Genomic DNA, 3,480 nt, shown 5'->3' with positions numbered 1-3,480 from the left:
GATTTTCTTCTATTCATGCCGATTTTACAAAATGAACAAATCCTTCTATAATCATTTTAAATACATGATAAAGGGGGAATACATTTGCTCGATATATGGCGAAAATATGGAGTAATTGGCATTGTCATCATAGCTGTTGGTTCCTTTATATTATTGCAAATTTTTCCGAAAAAAGAAGAAGAAACATCGTTTATCGTTGATCAACAAGACAATGTCTTTGCACAAAACGAAACAGAAATGACGGTTGAAGCAGAAGAACCACTTATCTTGTTAGTTGATATTAAAGGAGCAATCAAACATCCAGGCTTATATAAAATTAATGAAGGGGACCGTATCCAAGATGTTATTGATTTAGCAGGTGGATTAAAAGATGATGCGGATGAAAACCAAGTTAATTTAGCGCAACGTTTACAGGACGAAATGGTTATTTATATACCAACAATCGGAGAAGAGATCGAACATATACAGCCAAACATATCTTCTACTACCACTCAAAGTGCCCAAGATGGAAAAGTAGCCATTAATCATGCAACTGCTGAAGAAATTCAAACATTGAATGGCATCGGACCTAAAAAGGCGGAAACAATTATTGCATATCGGGAGGAAAATGGCCCGTTTCACACGATTGAAGATTTACTAAATGTAAGCGGTATAGGAGAGAAAACGGTGGAAAATATACGTGATCAAATTTCTGTACCATAAATATACATGCTATACAGGGAGGAATACAAGATGAATCGTTTAAATTGGAAACAATATTTTATTGCACAAGCACATATCGTTGCATTACGTAGTACATGTACAAGATTGAATGTAGGGGCTGTTATTGTAAAAGACAATCGATTGATTGCAACAGGGTACAACGGGTCTGTCGCTGATGGCATTCATTGTACCGATGAAGGTTGTTTAGAAATTGATGGACATTGTGTCCGCACTGTTCATGCGGAAGCCAATGCACTATTACAATGTGCGAAATTCGGTGTGTCAACAAATAATACGGTTATATATGTTACACATTTCCCATGCTTACATTGTACAAAACAACTTATTCAAGCAGGGGTAAAGAAAATATATTATTCAGATGATTACCGTAACAATAAAATTGCGGAACAATTATTTATGGAAGCAAATATTCCTTACGAAAAAATACCATTAACAGATGTTGAAATTACTGTGAAATAAAAGGAGGCAATGGCATACATTGTATCCTTTTCAATTTCATTTTTATATAATTGTTTTTGCTGTCGTTCTCGTACCAATTAGTATTCATTTTCAAACTTATATATTGATCATTATATTTATTTGTTGGCTTGTTTATTTATACGTGTATCGGGGCCTAAAAATCTCCATCATTTTAGCGAGTATTTGCACGATAGGTATCGCATATATGTACCTTCCAACTATTGAACATAAAGAAACAATTGAAAAAGAAAATGTGACAATACAAGGGGAAATTATTACGAAAATAGAAGAAACAGATAAAACAATTTATTTTACAGTAGAAGTAGAAGATGAAAAAATATATACGACATACTTCAAAGAAAATGATACATCCCCTCACATGATAGCACAACTACAGTATGGCGCAATTTGTCAGTTTGAAGGAGAATTAAGCGCTCCTAAGCAAGCAACAAATCCTTATGAATTTGATTTTTCTACTTACTTAGCAAAACAAGGGATTTACAAACAATTGTTAGTTTCATCTACCGAACATTTTCATTGTGAAACTTCCTCTTCTTTTTTGCAAAAGTTATATGGATTTCGAAAAAACATCATGACAAAAATAGAAACGAATTTTTCAGATGTAACGAGCGCTTGGATGAAAGCCCTATTATTCGGTAATACAGCTCAAATAGACGAAGAAATAATAGATACATTCCAACGTTGGGGTCTTTCCCATATATTAGCGATATCTGGATTACATGTAGGAATTATTACAGCACTACTTTACTTTGTATTTGTCTCGATGCGTATAACGACAAAGGAAAATGCGGCCCTTTTAATTATTTGCTTCTTGCCGATGTATATATTTCTAGCAGGTGCAGAACCATCAGTGTGGCGCGCTTCATTAATGGTTATCGTCATATTGGTCATGCAACGATTTTCGATAAACATTTTTTATGCAGATTTACTAAGTATGATTATGTTATTGTTAATCATTTTTCACCCCTATATTATATACCATATTGGATTTCAATTTTCATTTGCGGTCACCTTTAGTTTAATTATTTCATCCCAACTACTAAAACATACAAAAATTCGTTGGGTACAAGCACTACAAATTAGTTTTATAGCACAGATGGCTATTTTACCACTCCAAATTCATTATTTCTCCATATTTCAACCACTATCTATTATAATAAATGTCATTGTTATTCCTTATTTCACATTATTTGTCATGCCATTATTGTTTATCCAATTAATTAGTATATTTTTACCAAATGTAATTACATCATTCATTGATACGTTTTTTCGTTTCATGCACGAAAAGGCATTAAATCTTATTGCATCACTTGATACGTTTGGTCAATTTCCTTTATTTATCGGTAACATGAATATGTTTACGGTCATTTTGTATTACAGTTTTTTTGTCATATTCCTCATATGTTTAGAAAGGAAAACATGGAAAAAGTCAGTGATGTCAGGCTTATTATTTTGCTCTTTTTTAATTTTACTAGCATTACGTCCATATTATAATCCGTATGGTACTGTAACGATGTTGAATATGGGGCAGGGGGATGCCTTTGTTATTGAGTTGCCATTTCGAAAAGGTGTATATATGATTGATGCAGGGGCCAAATTTTCATTCGAAAATATGGAACCGACTAATTCTGTATATAAAAATGTCATTCGTCCATTTTTATATGGTAAAGGAATTCAGAAGATTGATGCTATTTTTATAAGCCATGAAGACCTTGATCATGATGGAAGTGTACCATTTATTATGAATCAATTTCACGTTAAAAAAATTATCGTATCCGAGTATTTCGAAATAGAAAATTCCAGTGTATTGAGAGAGAGCGATAAAATTAAACGGATTAAAACGGGAACTACTTTAGAAGAAAACGGCATGAAATGGCATATAATAGGTCCTTTTATCGATAAAGATGATGCAAATGAAAACTCATTAAATATAGTAGTGACATTTGGTTCCACATCATGGTTGTTTACGGGAGACATGTATGTAGAAAACGAAGCAATATTGATCGAGCAATACCCTAATTTACAAATTGATGTATTAAAAATTGCGCATCATGGAAGTAAAACATCTACGAGTGATGCAATGTTACATCATATTCAACCGACGGTAGCGCTTATTCCAGTTGGGGAAAATAATCGTTATAATCATCCTTCAACTGAGGTAATCGATCGTTTAGAAGAACATCATATAAAAATATATCGGACGGATAAAGATGGTGCAGTAGAATTTCACTATAAAGAGGATCATGCATATTTCCGTGCATTCAAGCAAACAAAATG

At 33.0% G+C, this 3,480-nt stretch carries 3 protein-coding genes; all 3 read left to right on the top strand.

The annotated features are described in order from the left end of the window. Nucleotides 1–84: 84 nt before the first annotated feature. Nucleotides 85–702 (top strand): helix-hairpin-helix domain-containing protein, encoded by a 618-nt coding sequence (locus SPD45_RS14275; protein WP_336268449.1) that lies wholly within the window; start codon nt 85–87, stop codon nt 700–702. A gap of 30 nt (nt 703–732) precedes the next feature. Continuing rightward, nucleotides 733–1,182, top strand: coding sequence for a ComE operon protein 2 (locus SPD45_RS14270; RefSeq protein WP_336268448.1), 450 nt, complete (start codon nt 733–735; stop codon nt 1,180–1,182). 19 nt (nt 1,183–1,201) lie between these two features. Continuing rightward, nucleotides 1,202–3,480, top strand: a 2,279-nt coding sequence (locus tag SPD45_RS14265) for a DNA internalization-related competence protein ComEC/Rec2 (RefSeq protein WP_336268447.1), incomplete at its 3' end; no start/stop codon positions are given.

Origin of the sequence: Pseudogracilibacillus sp. SO10305, assembly GCF_037072005.1 — a bacterium.
Classification (GTDB): Bacteria; Bacillota; Bacilli; order Bacillales; family Amphibacillaceae; genus Pseudogracilibacillus; species Pseudogracilibacillus intestinigallinarum.
This window is presented reverse-complemented; position numbering and strand designations above follow the sequence as displayed.

Excerpts from the sequence above, each read along its gene's own strand:
- SPD45_RS14270 (WP_336268448.1), top strand. The coding sequence starts at position 733 with ATGAATCGTTTAAATTGGAAACAATATTTTATTGCACAAGCACATATC.